This window comes from Nitrososphaera viennensis EN76, assembly GCF_000698785.1.
In the GTDB taxonomy this organism is placed as follows: Archaea; Thermoproteota; Nitrososphaeria; order Nitrososphaerales; family Nitrososphaeraceae; genus Nitrososphaera; species Nitrososphaera viennensis.
Map to the genome: position 1 here is coordinate 1,061,159 of NZ_CP007536.1, position 17,625 is coordinate 1,078,783.

A 17,625-nucleotide genomic window follows, 5' to 3' on the forward strand; every position below is an offset into this window, starting at 1 on the left:
GTGCAGGAATGAGGGAGAGATGTCCAAGCAGCCGTTCGTGTTCTTTGACCTCGGCCAGACGCTGGTCACGGAATGGGATTTCATCAACCACTTTGACGGCAAGTTCTTGGAATTGTTAAACGGCTATGGCGCAAGGATTGACATGCGCAACTACCGCGCTGTTCGCGACAACATAATCCGCGATCGCAGGATAGGAAATGGAAGCGTAAGAGAGCTCGTAATCGAGATCTGCAGGGCCATTCTGCCCTCCGGCTATGAAAATGCAATAGTGCGGAGGATAGACCCAGAAGTCAAGGCGGGCAGGAAAGAGTTGTTCCGGTTTGCAGACGGCGCAGAGCAGGTTGTAAAGGAACTGTCGCAAAATAAAAAATGCGACCTTGGCATAATCGCAAACCAGTCGGAAGACATTGTCTCGCTCTTGCAGGGCGCAGGCCTTGACAAGTACTTTAAAGTCACGGCGATATCAGGAGCAGTCAGGATGAAAAAGCCTGACCCGCGCATATTCCAGCTTGCACTGAAAGAGGCAGGAAGGGAGGCGCAGGAATGCATCATGGTAGGAGACAGGCTTGACACAGACGTGTGCCCGGCAAACAGGCTGGGCATGGCCACGATAAGGGTCACCGATTCGCTCTTTGCGCTGCAAGAACCCCGCGAGGACTGCGAGCGCCCGGCCTACACTATTGCCAAACTGACCGAAGTCCCGGCGACGGTGGAAAAAATTATTAGCAGAAAATAGCAAAGACAAGATGTGCTGCGCGCAACGGTCAAGATGCTAAAAAGCACACACAGGCACCCTGCCAACAGGGCGCTTCACGCAGCCGGCCTTCCGATATACGCGTACGGCATTGCCATGATTATCAGTTATTTTGCGGGCGCAGGCACCACTACTACTATTGCGGACGCCTTGCTGGGGCTTGGCCTGTGGGCCGTTGCGGTTTCCATGTTTGTTGCAGGCCATGCAATAGAGGGCAACGTCAGGTCCATGACGCCCGTGCTGCTTGCCCGGCTTGTCTCCCGCTCACTCCATCATCTTGCCAAGCAGCGCGTCCATCTCTTGCGCTGACAGCCTTGGCCTGTTCTTGAACATCGAGTGCACCGGGCCGGCTCCGTCGCCAGGCTTTCTAGGTATGATGTGGACGTGTACGTGCGGTACCTCCTGCCCTGCTTCTTTTCCGTTGTGGACTGCGATCGTTGACGCGCTCGTGCCGGCCGCAGACTCGATCCTGCCGGTGATTTTATGCACGAGATCAAAAACCGCCCGAGCGTCGGGCGCTCCCATGTCCTGGATTTTTTGGAAATGCGCCTTTGGCACAACGAGTACATGGCCTGCGGCAAGCGGAAAGGCATCGAGAAACGCCATCGCCCTGTCGTTTTGCTTCACGACCCTCGCAGGGATCTGGCCCGACACTATCTTGCAAAAGATGCAGTTTGAATCTTGATGCAGCATCACACGCGTTATTTGGAGCGGGAAGATATTAACCCGCCGGCTTTAACAACAGGCGTGCAAGTTTTGCCTTTTGCGCCACGTACTGACCTGCGCCCTTTTCAATTGCGACTGACGGCGCGCCCTTTTTTGCGATAAAGCCGATCCTTTCGGGAGCAAAGTGGTGCTGGCGCAGCTCCTCTGCCACGAGGTTCAGCACATCCTTTGTGCCGACTATAATGTGGCAGCCGTGCTGCGACGCAGTCGAGTTTTCCACGAGCGACTCTTTTGTGGCAAGCCTTGCAATCTCGTCATGCCTTACAGGAAGCTCGTTTACCGCAATGTGGGCGCTTGCCAGTTCTGCAAGGGCGCCTAGTGCAAATACGCCTCTTGCGCCTACAGGGTAGACGGCGGTGATGTGCGCGCCCCTATCGTACCCTTGCCCAAAGTCAGGGCAGTATTTTGAGACTATCTTGCCCAGCGCAAAGTGGGGCTCGCTCATGCTCTTTAGCGCCTCGTCCCTTGCCGCTGTCAGGTCAGGCAGGGAGACGCCGGCCTGCTCGAATTTTGCAGCATTGGCAGGGTCGGAAAGCGCAAGGGCGTGCAGGCTGACTGCCGCAAGCCCGCCAAACTTATTTGTTATCATTACTTCCATCCCCTCCTCCACCTGCTCGTAGCGCGTCGGGAGCTCCTTGTTCGTAATCGCGACTGCGCTTGTGCCGTAGAACAGCCTGCCGCGCTTGAGCGAGCTATAGTCTTCCATGACAAGGTTGTAGCGCGACATGAACGCGTCGAGGTTCGTGCGGATCCTGTCGAGCATCTCTTCGGCAGGCGCATCGTATATGGGAAAGAACTTGAACAGCGCCGAGTTGCCGCAGCCAAGCAGGTTCAGGCGCTCTATCGCGTCGGTCAGCGCGATCTTGACGTGCACTTCGTCGTCTGGCGCTTTTATGATGTCTGTCACCTGCTCAAACGACGACAGCGCAGGCATGTAGCCGTCCTTGTTGCCGCGGCGCAATTCAATGTAATCGAGCAGTGCAAACTGGGCGTCAGGATGCTCTGTGGTTGCAACAGGTGCGCTTGTCACGGCCACCTTGGCCCGGAAAACCGAAAAGAACTTGCCCAGCGTTTCTGCAAGCACCTGCGGAGACTCGGCAGCGGCAGAGTGCACGCGCAGCATCGCAAGCGCCCTCTTGACCTCCACCTCCTTGTCCACGACAGGGTTTACTGGATCATAGACGCGCCTTGTCAGCTCGGGCTCTTTTCCTTCGATATGGAAGTAAGTGTCGAACCAGAAAGGCGATGTTATCTTTATCGTGCTGCGCCTGACCTCCGCAAGCGCGCTCTTCACAATATGCGGGTCTGCCTCCAGCGAGCAGGGCGAAGCCCAGCGCAGCGGATCGGCGCCCAGCTTCCTGTATTGCTCTACATTTTGCCAAAAATTATTAGACAAACCCAGACTCCCCTAGCAATCACTATCTGTAATGAACGAAGTTACACAATATATAGAAAATAACTTGTTAATAAACAAATTCTTGTACGCCTCACGGGCGAGATTTTACCGGAACAAGTATTATAAGGCGTTCAGAAACGAAGAACCATGTACATGAGGTTTACCGCTGCACAGGTCGAGCAGCTGGCCAAGGACTTTGAGAGCAAGACAGCCCAGCAGATGCTGGAGTGGGCCCTTGAAAAGTTCGGCCCCAAAGTTGGCCTTGCCTCGAGTTTCGGGGCAGAGGACGTCGCCATCATCGACATGATGGTCAAGATCAGTAAAGAAAAAACACACGTTTTCACTCTGGAGACAGGTCGCCTCAACCAGGAAACCTACGACGTTATGGACGACATTCGCGCCCGCTACGGCATTGGAATAACGGCATACTTTCCAGACCAAAAAGAAGTCGAGGAGATGATAAGGGCGAGGGGGATGAACCTCATGTACGCAAGCGTCGAGAACAGAAAGCTATGCTGCGAGATACGCAAGGTCCACCCGCTCAACAGGGCGCTTGCAAGCCTGGACGGCTGGATAACTGGCCTGCGAAGGGATCAGGCAGCAACGAGGGCCGACACGAAAAAGATAGAAATTGACAGCGCGCACGGCGGCATAATCAAGCTAAACCCGATAGCAGACTGGACGTCTGAAATGGTCTGGGACTATATCAAAAAGAACAACGTCCCATACAACAAGCTGCACGACATGGGCTACCCAAGCATCGGCTGCGAGCCGTGCACGAGGGCGGTAGAGCCAGGAGAGGACCCGCGCGCAGGTAGGTGGTGGTGGGAAAACGCCGCGCACAAAGAGTGCGGGCTCCACTTTGACCCGGTGAAAATGAAGAAGAAAAAGTGAGGATGATAGTAGTAAAATATGGCTTTGCAACCACACGGCGGAAGGCTGGTAAGCAGGTTCTCAAATTCAAGCCTTGACGGCATGCTTGCTGTCGAGGTTTCAAATGACCTGAGAAGCGACATCGAGAACATTGCCGACGGCATTTTCAGCCCCCTCGAGGGCTTTGTCGGCCAGGACGACTTTGGCAGCATCGTAAAGACAGGCAGGCTGAAAAGCGGCCTTGCATGGACGGTCCCGATAGTGCTCGACCTTGACGAGCAGGCCGCAAAAAGCGCCAGGCAGGCCGGCGAGATCGCACTTGCAGTCTCGGGAGAAAAGTTTGCGTCCCTGAAAATAGAGGAGGTATACACGTTTGACAGGCTTGCCTCTGCCAAGGCAGTCTATGGCACCGACGACCCCAACCACCCGGGAGTTGCCAAGATGGCAAACATGAAGAGCCACCTTGTAGGCGGCAGGATAGAGGTTTCAAAGAGAATTCCACAGGGTCAGATAAGGAAGTACAGAAAGACGCCAAAGGATACGAGAGAGGAGATGGCGCAGCGCGGCTGGAAGACAGTAGTCGGCTTTCAAACGCGAAACGTGCCGCACGTTGCGCACGAGATGCTGCAAAAGGCCGCGCTCAACCTGTACGACGGGCTTTTCGTGAACCCGCTCATCGGCAAGAAAAAGCAGGGCGATTTCAAGGACGAGGTGATACTTTCTGCATACGAGACTCTCATCAACAACTATTACCCAAAGGACCGCGCCATGTTCGTCACCTTGCATACAGAGATGAGGTATGCCGGGCCCAAGGAGGCGATACACCATGCAATCATGAGAAAGAACTTTGGCTGCACGCACTTTATTGTCGGGCGCGACCACGCCGGGGTCGGCAGCTACTACCACCCCTTTGCAGCACACGAGATATTCAAGGACTACCCCGACATAGAGATACAGCCGGTGTTCTTTCCAGCGTTCTACTACTGCAAGAAATGCCTCAGCTATGCCAACGAGCGCAACTGCCCCCACGGCCCCGAGGTCAGGGAGGAATTGAGCGGCACAAAGATGAGAAAGATGGTCAGCTCCGGCGAGATACCGGCGGAGCACCTGATGAGGCCGGAAATATCAAAGCTGATAGTGTCGTTCAAGGAACCTTTTGTGTCCTAGCTTTTCAAAAGAGGCAATATCTTTTCCAGGATTATCTCCTCGTGGTCGGCCACGACGTCGAACGAGACCAGGAGGCAGTGGTTGCCCGGGTCGCGCACAGGTATCGTTGCCCGCTTGACCCGCTCGTACAGCGCAAACGAATAGACGGTTGGGCCCAGCTTGCTCTCAAGGGTCAAGCGAGTTCCCATCCTCAATATCGACTGCGTCGCCGACAGCTCGGACTCTTCCTTTGTCAGCAGAGGTTGGACGTTCTTGCGGTACTGTGACGCCACCATCTTGCCAAGCTGGTCGGCGACGCCGGCAAAGCGCACGTACGAGTCTGCTTCAAGTATTCTGAGGCACAGCGCGTTGTAATCGACCAAATAAGTCAAAAGCGAAATCATTGTTGTGAATAATTAAGTTAACGGTAAGAAGAGGATTTGGAAAAAAGAGAGGGGAGAGGGCGCGCCTTCCTCTAGTTGACGCCCGGGAGGTTGTTGTTTGCCGAGTTGTACGCCTTGGCGTCCGTGAAGAGCAGGAAGGTGAAGAACACCGGCTGCGTCGGGTTGTCCACGGACCACGGAGTTGACTGCGGCTTTGGCTCTGGCGCGTTTACGCCCCATTCTGCCAGCTTGGAGTAGTCAACTGGCGGCGGGTTTGTCAGCGACGGGTCGTCTGCAAGCGGCGTAAAGCTCTGCGCCTGCTCTGACGTGAGCGGGCCTATCCCGCCGGGAAGCTGTACCCCGCTTGGGACGTTCACTAGGAACAGGAGCACTACAAGCGGCGTGCCGTCGTTGTTCTGCATGTCAGAGTAGAACCCCTTCTCGTCGACTGCTTTTCCCACCATCAGGTGCATGAATATGTTCTCTGCAACCAGCTTGCCGCCGTCAGTCTCGTCGTAGACGTTTGCGTGTCCGTACACCACCACCTTGTTCCAGAACAGGGGCACGTCGGCCCTGTCTATCATAGAGTGGCCGTGCTGGTACTGGTCAAACGTCACGCCGTTTCCGGGGAGGAGAAAGTCAGGCGTCCTTGTAGGGAGGGGCGTCTGGGCAGGGTCGTCGTTGTTCCACTTTGTGTCGACCATCACGACCTTGTACCTGTGGCCCTTGACCTGGTGGTCGCCGTAGGTGATTGGCGCGGTGTACGTGGCAACAAACTTGTTGTCGCCCGGCTCGCCGTTCTCTTTAAAGACGCCCTTGAAACTTGCATCTGTCTGGACGCCGCAGGTTATTGCGTCGCCGCAGGAGAAGGTGTCGTTGAAGAACGGAAAGATGCCGCCTGGGCCAAACACGTTCGTCTTGCCCGCGTTGGGCTCGTACAGCGCTGAACTGCCTGCAAAAGCCTTGACGTATGGCTGCTGCACCATGTCTGCCGCTTCCGCGTCCGTAGCTATCATCCTTGTGGATGATGAGCTGATGGCGATTACCGCCGGGACCATTGCAACAAGCGAGGCTGCAAAGACCGTGGCGATAATGACATTAGCCTTGATTTTGCCGTTACCGTCGCGAAGATTCATTGGGCGTGCTTTTGCTCCGGCTATAAAGGATTTTTCCCCAATTCACACCCAATTTACTCCCCAATTGCGGACAACTTTATAACCACCCAAAAGCACGCAATTTTGTCGATGTTTCTAACGGCGGGCATTTCGGGCATCATTGGCCTCATTACCATCACCTTTCGCCTGCCGTCGTCATTTCTTCTGCGCGCGTCGCCCGGCAGCGGCCCTGCGGGGCAGGGCGGCGGATATATCGACCCGCGCTTCAAGCGCGTGCTGTGGTACCTGATAGCAAGCAGCAGGGGAGGCGTCAACCGCGCCAAGATAATCGACATGCTAAACGGCCGGCCGGCAAACGCAAACCAGATCGCGTCGGAACTGAAACTCGACTACAAGACCGTGCTCCACCACCTCAAGGTGCTCACGGAAAACGGCATGATAATCACCGAGAACAAAGAGATGTACGGCGCCACCTACTTTCTGACGCCGCTCATGGAAAAGAACTATGCGTCGTTCCAGGAGATACTGGCCAGGGTAAAGAAGGGGTGATTGCCACTGGGGAGGGGGGCGTGCTTCCAGGGGAACACGGCAATTCCCGGTTACTTCTTTTATACTCAATTTGGTTCCAGGCCTACGTCAGCTATGAAGCTCTGTCTCTGGGTGGAATGCCGCCCATTCAAACCAGAACCCTTCGTCAAATGGAAGGCGACTCAGTTGCTTGCCCTTCAGCGGCCCTTCGATTGCCCTCCCGTCAAAGTCCCACACGCTTGACGTCTGTGCGTCCATAATCTTGCCATCCTGGTACCGAAAGTCCAGAACAACCTTGCCATCGCCATCATTATCATCATCATCCAGTAATGTTCTGTCGAACAACCTGGCACCAAATGAATAGACGGAGAACAGTGCTACCGGTTTTGCATCAATTTCGTCATTAATCACGTGCTTGTCTTCCACGTCTTGGAGTTTGTATGCCTTGAAGGTGCCGGAATTTTCAAGCCCAATCACAATCTCTTTTGAGCCGAGCCTGTCGTCGCGGTGGGAAACTGGAAACAGGATGTCCGGGCTTGTGTAATAGTCGCCGTACGGGTCGGAGCCGTAAGGCCGGCCATAACCTGTATCCTGAGAGAGTACCTTTGATTGCAGGTGCAGCTCTTTCCAGTCTTTCCAGTATGCCAGGTCAAACGGAACCCGCTCTAGCTTCACCCCCGCATATTTGCCGGCAATTCCCTGCCCGAGCGCCTGGCTCCAGAGCGACTCGCTAGTTCTGTCATACATCACGAGGTTGCTGTTGTACAGCTTGCCCGAAGTCCCGAATTCCACTACAGCATCACCTACTGTGCGCTTGAACACCTGGTTGGTAAAGCAGAGAGGGCAGTATGTGACTGCCACGGGCACTCCACCAACGTGGTCGTTCACAACCTCGTGCCAGACCATGATGCGCAGAGGGTACGCCCTGATGTCGCCGTTGATTTCAAGCCCGAGCACAAGGTCAGAATCCTCAAGCTTTGCGTCTTTCACTGAAACAAACTTTGGGTTGTCTATCGACGGGATCCCGTCTCGTGGAGGGCCTCCATTCACAATCTTGTCTGGCGGCACCATCAGGAAAGCTGCAGGCCGATCATCTGTCGCCGCGGCTGTTGCATCATTACTTAGCAGCTGCTGCTGGTAGATAGCGGCGGCTGCTGATGCAATGACCACGACTGAGAGGACGATAGAACCAACCAATATCGCCAGGGGCTTAACAATGCCAGCCGGAGGTCTGGGCGCCATTTTCGATATGCGGCGATACAGCTTTACGCCATTGAGGGCTGCCAGGCCCAGCACCGACGCCGTGGCGACGTAGGAAAGCGGTTTTGAATAGTCAACGAGGAATGCCGAGACAGCAGTGCCAAAGACTGACGGAAGAAAAGATAGCAAAAGGAGCCAGCTTCCGCAACAGCCAAGCGGGACAAGCGAAAAGAACGAGAAAAACGAGCCGACTGCGCTGCCGGAACCTGCACTGAACCGGCTGCTTCTTTTTTCAAGGTTGCATCCGAGGCTTCTCCCATAGCTGGCAAACAAGGTCTGCGCAGCTACCGCCATCGAGGTGCCGCCAATGACAACAGGGTTTGCCGAAAAAGCAGCCTGGATGGCTGAAAGGGCAGGGAGGCTTGGAGTAGTCAGCACGACTACAAGCAGGTACAGGGACATCGTTATGCCGCCTGCTAGCAGACTCTTTGCCAGCGCATTTCTTTCCATGTAGCCCAGGCGCCGCTGCTGCAAACTTGTCGCTAGCCATAATTCGCGCTTGTTCATTATTTAATTCCGTACTTCAAGGGTTAAAGAAAAGCTAGATTGGTTGATTCAAGCTACCACTAGTTTTTCGGATCTCCGCTATTTCATGGAGCATCCTGTTGATCCTTCTCCTCTGCCTGATGACCTTGATCCCCTTCATCATGACCGGGCTTGCCGCCATTCCCAAAAGCATGCCCACGGTCATGTCAAGAGAGACAAACCCGAGCATCAACGGTTCCATGGCCCTTGTAGGCCGCAAAACAATAAAAGATTTTTTCAAGTCTTGCGACGACGACGGCGGCAGATTCTATCAGCTGCTAACCTGTAGTGGCGGGGGCGCTGCTGATGGCGCTGCTTGTGACCAGCAGCTTGCCAAGCGTGGTCAGCTTGGCAGATATCTTGCCCCTGTCGCCTTTTTCCACCTCAAGCAGGCCGAGGTCCGCAAGCCCCTTTGATTCACGCGAGTCCATCACGTGGTAGCTGAGCAGGGGCTTGCCATAGCCGGATACCTGCTCGAGCTGATCCAGGCTCTCGATAGAGCCGCCTGCGCTGTGTATGGCATTCAGTATCCTGATTTTTGCTTCAGAGATTATTTCGCTGTAGCTGAGTTTCAGCACCGGCATGAGCAGCGGCTCGCCGGTGGCAGAATCCATCCCGAATGCCTTGATCCCGTTGATAAAAGCCGCAGACAGCGCCGCGCACCCCATCAGCTTGTCCCCGCAGCTTACGTTCATGAGGACCTGCTTGAACTCTTTTTGGCGGATGCTGTTGAGGATTTCACTTACCCTTTCCATCGTATTCCTGATGACGTTTTCCCGTGTGACCAGGCTTATCGTGACTGTCAGGCCAAGGACGGCCCGGAGCTTCCTTGCAAACTCTTCTGCCTTCTGCCTGTCAGAGTTGTAGCACAGGAGCACCAGCTGGTGTACGGGGAAATTCCTGATGCCGGCGGCGATGCCTTCCTGACCTTCGCCTCCAAAGGTTGCTATCTGGAGCGTGGTCATTTGCTGCTGCGACATGCAAGGTAAACTGGATGAACGACAGTATTAAAAATGGCGTCAAACCGTTCAATTTTCTCTTTAATAGAAGAAAAGGAGTTACCTACTTACCATACTAAAAAAATATTATTATTTGGAGCCGAGCGTCGCATAGCATGTTCCGCATTTGGATTTGTATCTATATTCAAGGCCAAATCCGACTGCAAGCATAGCTATAAGCGCAGTCCAAGTAACCCATGCTGGCAGATTTACCACTCCTATCGTGTCTAAAAGATCCAGAATGCCAAGTCCCAAGAATCCCGGTCCGGTTATTTTGCAGTGGTATCTGCCGCATGAGCCGTAATTGACCAGACACAATGCACTTGCTGCAAACCAGCCCGCGACTAGCGCCCATCCTTCATACGGAGATGGCATCAAGTTATCTGCCAAAACCATGTATCCGATTACTGCTAGCCAACCCCACAGGGGAATCTCCCTATGCCTAGCCACAGGTTCAACCGGTTGTCGATTGTTCTGCTCCACAAGTCTGCTTTACAGAAGCGATACATTTTCCCTTTATACCCCACAGGTTGGGCACATTTATTATTAGAAACAAGGCACTATTAGCAAGCGTATGACAGCATGCGGCGCGTAACTCTGGAGTTCAACTATCAAGACGCATGGAAGCAAATCTTTGGTTACAATTACGGCAAGGTCGAGATCCTTGAGGCTCTCAGGTGCTTCAGGTGCGATACTCAGGGTCTAGCCCTTATCTGCAGGATAAGATTGAAGGATAAGAGTATGGATGCGAAGGATTTGGTAGGCAATGGGCTTCTTACAAATTTAGAGGTTCTTTACAGGGAAAAGGACGGGTCACTGGTTGTCTTCATCGAAGGAGAGACAATTGTTCCCCCGTCGCCAGGAAGTATCCATCGGCCCAGATTGCTAATGGCTCGCCCGCCAGAATTTTTGGATGTAAACAGAATGAAGGCAGAGTTGATAGGCAGGGAGATTGAAATAAAGAAGTTCCTTCAATATGCGAACAGGCTATCCAATACGTACAAGATCCTTGGGCTCACTTCTGTTAATACGAAACCAGAATCGCCCCTATCAAAGCTGACCCTTAAGCAAAGGCAGGCGCTTCTCACGGCTTATGCTCTGGGCTACTATGATGTTCCACGGAGGATTTCTTCGGAACAGCTCTCTGAACATCTAAATGCTGACAAGTCTACTGTAGTTGAACACTTGAGAAAGGCTGAAAGAAAGCTCATTGCCAGCATCATTGCTGGCTAAGAAAGGTTGAAAATAAAAGAAAATGGGAGGTGCAGGGTATCCTTTTTGGCGTCTAGCTCAGCACATCTTGCAGCCCGACATTATGTCCTGATACTTGTGGAGGTGTATTTCTTTGAGGGTTTTGTAAACATCGTTTGCCGAATAGAACGTCTGGTCAGGATGCTCCGCTATCCATTTGGACGCTGTTTCAGGTGAGCTGAAGAAGTTGACATTATTGCAGCCGCTTCCCCGGATGTTTTTAACATCTATGTTCTTTACCCATGATACAACGGCGCTCTTGGGATCAACTTTCTCTACTCTGTCAGGCGTTACACTGATGCGGATTTTCTTGCCGGTTACGGGGTCAGGGGATTCTATGTTGGCATTTTGTTTGAGCATGACCGGGAAAGCCAATGCGTCTGCTGCGCACCATGTATACAGCCTTCGACCGTCAACCTCGTAGACATGTGGAGTTGGAACCAAAGTCAGCCCAAGCCCTACTATGTTGCCTTCCTTGTCAAATTCTGCTCCAAACCCTCTAAGTGTAGAGGTCATACTGTCTGGAGATATTCCAAGGCGCATCGCTACTTCATCAGGAGGCACAGGGCAGCCATTTACCAAGAGCTGCCAGGTCTGACCGACGATACGTCGTCGCTCTGAACCCAGACTTTCATAGATACCTGTTAGAATCTTATCAAATGCTTGCTCTACGTTATTTGCTGTTTTCACTCTACTGTTTCTCATGGTTTTTGCCATGTCCTTAACTTAACATGCGTCTTGGATTAGCCTTATACCACACAGGTTGGGCTCATCCAGTCCTCTACAACTGTAGTAGCCTATCGTTCCATCACAAGCTCTGTCTTTCTAAATCCGCCCAGCTTGTAGATGGAGAATAGCACTATGGCTATTGATATTGCAGTAAAAACAGGCGAGTACATCGTTAGGAACAGTGTCGGTCCTAATGGCAAGAGTACGCCTATGAATGAAAAACATGCTGGACAAACGCCAACCATGAAGCCAACAACTGAACCGGCGAAGCCTGTCCTTGCTGCCTCTGGCTTGCAGTTAAAGCACTTGTTCCTTGTGAATAGATAGAGCGAGATGAACACGCCAAACAGGATGGAGAATGCCATGTATGGTATCGAGCTCCAAGGCTTCTGCTGTAGGTCCAAAAACCATATGTCAAATGCAAGCCAAGTGTTTATCAGCTGTATCAAAGGGAGAAGAAAGAAAATTCCTGTAGCTGATAGAGCCGCTATAGCAGGCTTGTATTTTACAGCAGAAAGAAGCCTTATGCTTACCATTTCCTACCACTACGCAAGAAACGGTTCGAGCACCTGCTTTGCTTTTGAATATTCAAGCGGGTTGACATCTACCCATTTTATTATGCCATTGCTGTCAAATACATATTTTGTATCAAGATATCGCACCTTGTATTCCTGTGGCATCTGTTCGCTTTCCGCAACATACCAATCGCTCCTGCCATACCTGTCTTTCCAGTCAATATATTGCTGATCTGTCTCTCTCGGGTCTACAAACACTATCAATACATTGAACGCATTTCCGCCTGTCTTATCATCAAGTCTTGCAAGGTTCTGAGCTCCTATCTGGCATGGAGTGCACCATGTTGTTGTAAAGAAAATAAGCACTGGCTTGCCTGCAAATGTTTGCTTTGTTATGCTGCCCTTTTCAGGATCTCTGAGGCTGAAGCCAGGGGCAGAGTCGCCAACCTGCAATCCTTGAACATTTTCTTTTCCTGAAGCGGTGGTGAGGCCTGATCCGCTGGAGGCCTGTGATGAAAAGCTCGATGCTACAACTGCTATTATCACTGCGGCTGCTACAGCTCCTCCTATGACTACATACTTCTTCTTATTGTCGGTCATTCTCAGGATCTCTCCATTTTGGATATCTTTCTTGACATGAGATAAGTTCCGGCAGCCAAAACTGCTACTGTCAGCGGAGCCATGTACTTGCTGTAAATGGATAGAGAAGAAAACGCAGTCGGACCTATTGCAAGGGCAAGCAATCCTCCACCACAGCATGAAAAGCTTGTGAAGAAGGCAGGAACAAGGCCAAACAACCCTTTCGATTCTGGTCTTTTTCTCGTTCCACATGCTTTTGCAAGCCTTCTTGAATAGAACATGAGTGCAGTATTAATGCCAACCAGAATCGAGGATGCTGCAAGGAAGGCAAGGGCTCCATAAAAGATGAAGAAGAATACATTGTCAGTGGGAATGGCGGATATTCCAAGATAAGTCGCCCTGAAGACAGGAATGCCCGTGGCCGAAGAGAGATTGGGAACATATGATACTATCCCAACTGTTACCATGTAGATTATCGCATATGCCAGACCTGATGCAATGGCTATTGTTCTATACTTTGAAGTTCTAATTACATGAAAAATAGGCGTAAGCAAAGAACCAGCAGTGTGGGGGCTTTGCATTTTTTTCCTCGTCACTATTACTTCACAATAGATGGGATTTAAGCTAGCAAGTTTATGGCACGATAGTCACTATTGCCGAGGATAGTTATGTCAATGCTATAAAAAAGAAAGCCCTTATACTATCTATCCTGTAGTTTAAGGCATGGCCAAGCCTGGTAAAGCGATATGCCTCTGCCCGCTGGAAGGAGTGATAGACATAATCAGCAAGAAATGGGCTCTTTTGATAGTGAATGAAATAGGCAACCACGGGAGGATACGCTACAATGATTTGATGAAGGAGATACAGGGAATAAGCCCAAAGACGCTTGCAGATACTCTCAAAGAGCTGGCAAAATATAACTTGATAACGAGAGAAGCTTTCAACGAGATTCCCCCAAGAGTTGATTATCTTTTGACAAAGGATGGCGAGGAGCTCAGGCAGGCTATAATACCGATATTGCAATGGGCTCTGACAAAGAAAGGAACTGTAGTTGCTCATTGCTCTTGTTCTATGATTCCTAAGGGAAAAAGAATAGGAAAGGAAGATCTTTCTCTCTAAGGCGTCAGGCTTTCCTTCGGCTTCCGGCCTGCTAAAGATATCTTTTTGTCATAGTCGGACAGCTGGTGGAGATTTTAACTTTCTTCAAAAATAGCGACTATTGTTTTTGAAACTGCATTTGTTAAATAGTCACTGAGCAAAGATTATCCATGCTTTGTTGCGTTGGACTGTTTGCGGGGGTTATAGCCGGTGCCTATTTAGGAGTGCCATGGGCTCCTTATCTTGCGATCCCTTTGGGAGCAGCGGGCGGGCTCTTGGGCGACATAACGATATTCCGTGCCTTTGAAAGAAAAAGGGAGTCAAAGGAACAGCAGCAAACTGCCATAGGTAAGCCATGTTCTGCTGCCATCCTAAATCTGAAGAGGAAGAAGAAACAAGATCAAATTGTTGTAGTGGCAGAAAGCCGCTGACAAAACTATGTCTATGATGAGTGAGGGATTACGATGATAATGAAAAATGGCAGGTATGACCTGATAATTATCGGTGGCGGGGCAGCTGCATTTAGCGCAGCCATCAAAGCCAACAGGCATGGCGTGAAAACTGCAATGATTGAACGTGCAATGCTTGGCGGCACGTGCGTGAATGTAGGCTGCGTGCCTAGCAAGAACCTTTTAGGCGCAGGGGAAATATTGCACTCTGCCAAGCACCCTTCCTATCCATCGGTGTTTTCATGCGATTCTGATTTTGATTTTGCCAAGACGATTGAAAGTAAGGATGCGCTTGTAAGGGGATTGCGCAAGCAAAAGTATTATGATGTGCTACAGTCACTTGAACATGTGGAGCTCGTACAGGCCGACGCTTCATTTGTCTCTCCAAAGAAAGTCAAAATTGTTGATGATGATGGCAGGCTATTCGAGGCCGACAAGTTCATCATAGCCACTGGCTCTTCGCCTTCTGTTCCGAGGTTCAAAGGAATAGAGAATATGCAATATCTGACGAACAATGGGGCATTGGCACTTAAGGAAAAGCCTTCTTCAATGATTGTCATAGGCGGCAGAGCTCTTGGTCTTGAATTTGCACAGATGTATGCTAGGTTTGGCGCCAAGGTGACTCTGCTGCAGAGAAGTGATAGGATTATTCCTGACCACGAGCCTGAAATATCACAAGGACTGCACCAGCATCTGACTGAAGAAGAAGGAATAGAAATCATCACGGACGTGAATGTGCGGGAAGTATGGCAAAAGAATGGAAGCAAGTTTGTCCGTGCATCGGTAAAAAATAAGGAAGAGCGAGTGTTTGAAGCAGAGCAGTTGCTTATGGCAACTGGCAGAAGACCCAATACTGCTGACCTGCATCTGGAAAACGCTGGCGTAAAACTGAGAGACGATGGAGCGATAATTGTCAACTCTGAAATGCGAACTTCGGCGTCTCACATATGGGCGGGCGGAGACGTTGTCGGAGAGCCAATGCTTGAAACTTTGGCAGCAAAAGCAGGCGCAACCGCTGCCGAGAATGCATTGACAGGCGGCCACAAAAAGATAGACTTGCTTTCTGTGCCGTCGGCGGTATTTACCTCCCCTCAGGTAGCATCCGTTGGGATGACTGAAGAACAAATGATGCAGAAATATGGCTACTGCTCTTGCCGTACTCTGCTCATGAAAGATGTTCCCAAGGCTCTGACGGTCAACGATACAAGAGGCCTGATCAAGATGGCTGTCGATCCAAAGAAGAATAATCGCATAGTTGGCGTGCACATTCTTGCAAGCATAGCTGCTGACATGATTCACGAAGCAGTCGTGGCTGTAAAATACAGGCTGACTATAGATGATATCATAGACACGGTGCATGTGTTTCCGACGATGTCTGAAGCGATAAAGCTGGTTGCGACCGCATTCAAGCAGGATGTAAGCAAACTCTCATGTTGTGCAGAATAGTAGATTCGATCATCACACCCGGTTCTTGACTGGCAGGTATAGTCTAACTACCTCTTGTCATGCAACAGAATCACAGTTTAATTCATCCTTCCTTGTGCATGTGCCTTGACACCGTTTCTTCGCTGAAGAAGGGGCAGTTTACTACATGCTTGCCCTCCATCGCAGGGGCCAGCGTGATCGAGTCGCCTGCAACCATCGCGTTGATGTCGCCCAGATTTTCAAGGACCCGCGCCTGTGACGGATCTTTCCACTTGATGAACGAGATCTTCCACATGGGGCTGTACTTTGTGCTGTCGTCAGGATTTGCCCCTCCGATGCCCGCCTGGAAGCCCATCGGGCCGGATCCTTTTATGCCGTTTTCAAACTGGAACAGGTCGACTGCCACCGGAGTCCTTGCAAGTTTTTCTTCCGCCGGCACGCTGGCGACTCCCATCATCGTTGCCGGCATTTCAGGCGTGGCATCCGTCACCACGTAGTAGATTGTTTTTCCATCCGGCCTCCACCCTCTATGGGCGACCATCGTGACGAGCATCTTCTCCGTGTCTATGCCGAGGATCTGCCCGCCTACGTACGAGGAGTCGTCAGTGATGCTGTTCCTGTCGTCCCTGATCTTTAGCGAGCCGCCGTCCCACTTGATCGCAGGATGGTTTACGATAATGTCGGTCGCCATTATGTCCAGCTGGCCAGAATTTTGCGCGTCCATGACTTGCTGGACTGAGGTTAATTCTCTTGGAGTGGCGGTTTCTTTCCAGCTTGCCATGTTGACCTGCCACAACGGGCTGTAGTCCCCGTCTCCAGGCTTTGATGTCACCACGGGCAGCTGGAACCCAAACGTACCGTTGCCTTCTATGCCATTGGTAAAGAAGTATGCCTGGTTGCGCGCGTCCTGCGGAGTCTTGGCAAGCAGCGGTGCAAAGTTGACCTGAAACCCGCTCTCGTTAGTCAGCTGGGCGGCAACATCCTGGTCTGACACGTCGGTCGCTATGAAGAATAGATCTTTTCCGTCATGATAGCCCTTTTCGAGAGGTATGTCTATTGGAACGCTTGCCCTTGACAGCTTTAGAACCGAACCGGCTTTGTCTGCCACCGTGGCGTTAGACGCGGCACTAACAGATTTGTTGTCCGCGGCAGTAGTAGTAGTATTATCTGTCGGATTCCCTGTCTGTTGTTGTTGCAGCGCCGTTGTCGCGGTTTCCTGCTGCCTTGACGCCAAAGGGGCAGACAAAACCACTACTACTGCAGTTATCAAAATTGATGCGGCTATCGCCGAGGCAACCACACCTTTTTTCGTCTTTGATGAAACCATCTATGCTCTCTCGACGGTTTGTGCGTATAAAACGAGTATTTCCAACAGTTGGAGATTGACTTTAACTGTTTGATTTATCAGATGAGGGCTAGAAAGAGCATCAAATTAACTTGAATTGGGACCGAATTGGGGAAAAAGTAAATTAGGCAAGCCGAGAGCCGAAAAGCCGTAAATGGTGGACTTTATGCTCGGCGCCGCAGGAGCCGCCCTTTTGAACATTGGGCTCCTTGGAGGCATTGTCGCGCTCTACATACAGAGCCTGAGAGTGATAAAGTCCTACTTTACCTGGGGCCTTGTCATAGTGGCGTCGCTTTTCATAGTCCAGAATATTGTAATCGTTATTTTCTGGTCGAACCTTTACCTGGCCGGCCCGGCGATAAAAGCCATAGTTGACGCAGCTGCGCCGTACCTGTTTGTGATAAACGCGGCCCAGTCAGGAGGGCTTGCGGTCCTCTTTTGGATAACCAGAAGATGAATAATGGTTTTTTAATTTTGAAAAACATCAAGATTGGGGTCAAAAACCCCCTTCTCGCGTCACTTGACGATAT

The 17,625-nt window shown here is 51.4% G+C and carries 22 protein-coding genes; 10 read left to right on the top strand and 12 right to left on the bottom strand.

Features of this window, described 5'->3' with window-relative positions:
* The first annotated feature begins 19 nt into the window (after positions 1-19).
* Positions 20-736, top strand: a complete 717-nt coding sequence (locus NVIE_RS06065; protein WP_075054484.1) for an HAD family hydrolase — start codon at positions 20-22, stop codon at positions 734-736.
* 12 nt (positions 737-748) lie between these two features.
* A complete protein-coding gene (locus NVIE_RS06070) occupies positions 749-1,063 on the top strand; it encodes a hypothetical protein (RefSeq protein WP_075054485.1) in 315 nt (104 codons plus the stop codon).
* Here the strand turns inward: NVIE_RS06070 and NVIE_RS06075 are convergent.
* Together NVIE_RS06075 and NVIE_RS06080 are read right to left on the bottom strand one after the other, a co-directional pair.
* Positions 1,019-1,447: an HIT family protein gene (locus NVIE_RS06075; protein ID WP_075056030.1), complete on the bottom strand. Its 429-nt coding sequence runs from the start codon at positions 1,445-1,447 to the stop codon at positions 1,019-1,021. The two genes, NVIE_RS06070 and NVIE_RS06075, sit on opposite strands and share 45 nt — an antisense overlap.
* A 28-nt stretch (positions 1,448-1,475) precedes the next feature.
* Positions 1,476-2,876, bottom strand: coding sequence for a SelD-related putative sulfur metabolism protein (locus NVIE_RS06080; protein ID WP_144239535.1), 1,401 nt, complete (start codon positions 2,874-2,876; stop codon positions 1,476-1,478).
* A gap of 153 nt (positions 2,877-3,029) precedes the next feature.
* On the opposite strand from NVIE_RS06080, the gene NVIE_RS06085 reads away from it, so the two are divergent.
* Together NVIE_RS06085 and sat are read left to right on the top strand one after the other, a co-directional pair.
* Entirely contained in the window at positions 3,030-3,770 is a 741-nt protein-coding gene (locus NVIE_RS06085; protein ID WP_075056031.1) for a phosphoadenylyl-sulfate reductase, read from the top strand.
* Between the two features lie 18 nt (positions 3,771-3,788).
* Complete coding sequence (sat, locus tag NVIE_RS06090; protein ID WP_075054487.1) at positions 3,789-4,916, top strand: sulfate adenylyltransferase; 1,128 nt, start codon at positions 3,789-3,791, stop codon at positions 4,914-4,916.
* On the opposite strand, the gene NVIE_RS06095 is transcribed toward sat, so the two are convergent.
* Positions 4,913-5,278: a hypothetical protein gene (locus NVIE_RS06095; protein ID WP_227717500.1), complete on the bottom strand. Its 366-nt coding sequence runs from the start codon at positions 5,276-5,278 to the stop codon at positions 4,913-4,915. The genes sat and NVIE_RS06095 overlap by 4 nt on opposite strands.
* 92 nt (positions 5,279-5,370) lie before the next feature.
* A complete protein-coding gene (locus NVIE_RS06100) occupies positions 5,371-6,414 on the bottom strand; it encodes a hypothetical protein (protein WP_075054488.1) in 1,044 nt (347 codons plus the stop codon).
* 108 nt (positions 6,415-6,522) lie between these two features.
* Between NVIE_RS06100 and NVIE_RS06105 the strand changes: the two genes are divergently transcribed.
* Positions 6,523-6,942, top strand: coding sequence for a helix-turn-helix domain-containing protein (locus tag NVIE_RS06105; protein WP_084790659.1), 420 nt, complete (start codon positions 6,523-6,525; stop codon positions 6,940-6,942).
* A gap of 87 nt (positions 6,943-7,029) precedes the next feature.
* Here the strand turns inward: NVIE_RS06105 and NVIE_RS15865 are convergent, their stop codons facing one another.
* From NVIE_RS15865 to NVIE_RS06120, 3 genes are all read right to left on the bottom strand, one after another.
* The gene (locus tag NVIE_RS15865) at positions 7,030-8,655 is read right to left on the bottom strand and encodes a DUF3179 domain-containing protein (protein WP_227717501.1); all 1,626 of its coding nucleotides are present in this window, start codon (positions 8,653-8,655) and stop codon (positions 7,030-7,032) included.
* A gap of 67 nt (positions 8,656-8,722) precedes the next feature.
* A complete protein-coding gene (locus tag NVIE_RS06115) occupies positions 8,723-8,908 on the bottom strand; it encodes a hypothetical protein (protein WP_144239536.1) in 186 nt (61 codons plus the stop codon).
* Between the two features lie 76 nt (positions 8,909-8,984).
* Entirely contained in the window at positions 8,985-9,686 is a 702-nt protein-coding gene (locus NVIE_RS06120; protein ID WP_075054491.1) for an HFX_2341 family transcriptional regulator domain-containing protein, read from the bottom strand.
* Between the two features lie 600 nt (positions 9,687-10,286).
* Between NVIE_RS06120 and NVIE_RS06125 the strand changes: the two genes are divergently transcribed.
* A complete protein-coding gene (locus NVIE_RS06125; RefSeq protein WP_075054492.1) occupies positions 10,287-10,937 on the top strand; it encodes a helix-turn-helix domain-containing protein in 651 nt (216 codons plus the stop codon).
* Between the two features lie 57 nt (positions 10,938-10,994).
* Here the strand turns inward: NVIE_RS06125 and merB are convergent, their stop codons facing one another.
* The 4 genes from merB to NVIE_RS06145 form a co-directional block, all read right to left on the bottom strand.
* The gene (gene merB, locus NVIE_RS06130) at positions 10,995-11,672 is read right to left on the bottom strand and encodes an organomercurial lyase (RefSeq protein WP_075054493.1); all 678 of its coding nucleotides are present in this window, start codon (positions 11,670-11,672) and stop codon (positions 10,995-10,997) included.
* Positions 11,673-11,752: 80 nt separating this feature from the next.
* Entirely contained in the window at positions 11,753-12,220 is a 468-nt protein-coding gene (locus NVIE_RS06135) for a hypothetical protein (protein ID WP_075054494.1), read from the bottom strand.
* Between the two features lie 9 nt (positions 12,221-12,229).
* Positions 12,230-12,799 carry a TlpA family protein disulfide reductase gene (locus NVIE_RS06140; RefSeq protein WP_075054495.1) on the bottom strand — a complete coding sequence of 190 codons (570 nt, stop codon included), beginning with the start codon at positions 12,797-12,799 and terminating at the stop codon, positions 12,230-12,232.
* Positions 12,800-12,801: 2 nt separating this feature from the next.
* Positions 12,802-13,374 carry a hypothetical protein gene (locus NVIE_RS06145; protein ID WP_227717502.1) on the bottom strand — a complete coding sequence of 191 codons (573 nt, stop codon included), beginning with the start codon at positions 13,372-13,374 and terminating at the stop codon, positions 12,802-12,804.
* Between the two features lie 127 nt (positions 13,375-13,501).
* On the opposite strand from NVIE_RS06145, the gene NVIE_RS06150 reads away from it, so the two are divergent.
* The 3 genes from NVIE_RS06150 to merA all read left to right on the top strand — a co-directional run bounded on the left by NVIE_RS06150 (position 13,502) and on the right by merA (position 15,771).
* Positions 13,502-13,897, top strand: a complete 396-nt coding sequence (locus NVIE_RS06150; RefSeq protein WP_075054496.1) for a winged helix-turn-helix transcriptional regulator — start codon at positions 13,502-13,504, stop codon at positions 13,895-13,897.
* 254 nt (positions 13,898-14,151) lie between these two features.
* On the top strand, positions 14,152-14,307 hold the full coding sequence (locus tag NVIE_RS15330; RefSeq protein WP_158435117.1) for a hypothetical protein: 156 nt from the start codon (positions 14,152-14,154) through the stop codon (positions 14,305-14,307).
* A gap of 39 nt (positions 14,308-14,346) precedes the next feature.
* Entirely contained in the window at positions 14,347-15,771 is a 1,425-nt protein-coding gene (gene merA / locus NVIE_RS06160; protein ID WP_075056035.1) for a mercury(II) reductase, read from the top strand.
* 82 nt (positions 15,772-15,853) lie between these two features.
* Here merA and NVIE_RS06165 read toward each other — a convergent pair whose 3' ends face one another.
* Positions 15,854-17,077: a DUF7482 domain-containing protein gene (locus NVIE_RS06165; RefSeq protein ID WP_144239537.1), complete on the bottom strand. Its 1,224-nt coding sequence runs from the start codon at positions 17,075-17,077 to the stop codon at positions 15,854-15,856.
* Positions 17,078-17,249: 172 nt separating this feature from the next.
* On the opposite strand from NVIE_RS06165, the gene NVIE_RS06170 reads away from it, so the two are divergent.
* The gene (locus tag NVIE_RS06170) at positions 17,250-17,552 is read left to right on the top strand and encodes a hypothetical protein (RefSeq protein ID WP_075054499.1); all 303 of its coding nucleotides are present in this window, start codon (positions 17,250-17,252) and stop codon (positions 17,550-17,552) included.
* Positions 17,553-17,625: the final 73 nt, after the last annotated feature.

What these genes read in the sequence shown, in the direction of transcription:
- NVIE_RS06065 (WP_075054484.1), top strand. Translation starts at nt 20, where the DNA reads ATGTCCAAGCAGCCGTTCGTGTTCTTTGACCTCGGCCAGACGCTGGTC.
- NVIE_RS06075 (WP_075056030.1), bottom strand. Translation starts at nt 1,447, where the DNA reads ATGCTGCATCAAGATTCAAACTGCATCTTTTGCAAGATAGTGTCGGGC.
- NVIE_RS06085 (WP_075056031.1), top strand. Translation starts at nt 3,030, where the DNA reads ATGAGGTTTACCGCTGCACAGGTCGAGCAGCTGGCCAAGGACTTTGAG.
- sat (WP_075054487.1), top strand. Translation starts at nt 3,789, where the DNA reads ATGGCTTTGCAACCACACGGCGGAAGGCTGGTAAGCAGGTTCTCAAAT.
- NVIE_RS06100 (WP_075054488.1), bottom strand. Translation starts at nt 6,414, where the DNA reads ATGAATCTTCGCGACGGTAACGGCAAAATCAAGGCTAATGTCATTATC.
- NVIE_RS06105 (WP_084790659.1), top strand. Translation starts at nt 6,523, where the DNA reads ATGTTTCTAACGGCGGGCATTTCGGGCATCATTGGCCTCATTACCATC.
- NVIE_RS06115 (WP_144239536.1), bottom strand. Translation starts at nt 8,908, where the DNA reads ATGGAACCGTTGATGCTCGGGTTTGTCTCTCTTGACATGACCGTGGGC.
- NVIE_RS06120 (WP_075054491.1), bottom strand. Translation starts at nt 9,686, where the DNA reads ATGTCGCAGCAGCAAATGACCACGCTCCAGATAGCAACCTTTGGAGGC.
- NVIE_RS06125 (WP_075054492.1), top strand. Translation starts at nt 10,287, where the DNA reads ATGCGGCGCGTAACTCTGGAGTTCAACTATCAAGACGCATGGAAGCAA.
- merB (WP_075054493.1), bottom strand. Translation starts at nt 11,672, where the DNA reads ATGGCAAAAACCATGAGAAACAGTAGAGTGAAAACAGCAAATAACGTA.
- NVIE_RS06135 (WP_075054494.1), bottom strand. Translation starts at nt 12,220, where the DNA reads ATGGTAAGCATAAGGCTTCTTTCTGCTGTAAAATACAAGCCTGCTATA.
- NVIE_RS06140 (WP_075054495.1), bottom strand. Translation starts at nt 12,799, where the DNA reads ATGACCGACAATAAGAAGAAGTATGTAGTCATAGGAGGAGCTGTAGCA.
- NVIE_RS06150 (WP_075054496.1), top strand. Translation starts at nt 13,502, where the DNA reads ATGGCCAAGCCTGGTAAAGCGATATGCCTCTGCCCGCTGGAAGGAGTG.
- merA (WP_075056035.1), top strand. Translation starts at nt 14,347, where the DNA reads ATGAAAAATGGCAGGTATGACCTGATAATTATCGGTGGCGGGGCAGCT.
- NVIE_RS06165 (WP_144239537.1), bottom strand. Translation starts at nt 17,077, where the DNA reads ATGGTTTCATCAAAGACGAAAAAAGGTGTGGTTGCCTCGGCGATAGCC.
- NVIE_RS06170 (WP_075054499.1), top strand. Translation starts at nt 17,250, where the DNA reads ATGGTGGACTTTATGCTCGGCGCCGCAGGAGCCGCCCTTTTGAACATT.